Consider the following 664-nt stretch of genomic DNA (forward strand, 5'->3'; position numbering starts at 1 on the left):
AGTTCCTCCACGTTATCCAGCCGCGCGCCTCGTATGCCCCTGGCGGCAAGCTGGCGCGGAACATGCCGTTCCAATCGATCAACGTTAGCCTATCCGGTAAGACCGTCGTACAGGAAAGCGGCTACAGGGAGTTTCCTGTAGTAGCGCCGCGATGGTCACGCGTACCGGGTAGCCAGTACGGGATCGGCGCGGTATCGCTGGCGCTCCCGGATATCAAAGAACTAAACGTTCTTAAACGCTGGCAGAAGCAGGTGGCAGAGCTAGCCGACGCCGGTATGTGGATTGCAGAAGACGACGGCATTCTTAACCCGCAAACGGTGACAGTAGGCCCGCGTAAGATCATCGTCGCGAACAGCGTCGACAGCATGAAGCCGTTAATGACCGGCAGTGATTTTAACGTCAGCTTCACCACCGAACAGAACCTTCAGGGCCAGATCCGCAAAATCATGATGGCCGACACCCTGGGCCAAGCGAACCAGGGTACGCCAATGACGGCCACGGAAGTTCAAGCCCGCTTGAACCTCTTACGCCAGCAGCTCGGCCCGGTCTTCGGCCGGTATCAGGCGGAATATTTGACGCCGCTCGTAGAGCGTTGTTTCTCCCTGATGCTACGTGATGGCGCATTGCCGCCACCACCGCCGGAAATGGAAGGTGTGAACTTCCA

General features: G+C 58.1%; 1 protein-coding gene. It reads left to right on the forward strand.

Annotated elements, in window-relative coordinates; translation table 11 throughout:
- The coding region (locus N1032_RS25780; protein WP_259543464.1) for a portal protein at nt 1-664 on the forward strand (664 nt) is incomplete at both ends.

It is taken from the genome of Herbiconiux daphne (assembly GCF_024979295.1).
Classification (GTDB): domain Bacteria; phylum Actinomycetota; class Actinomycetes; order Actinomycetales; family Microbacteriaceae; genus Herbiconiux; species Herbiconiux daphnes.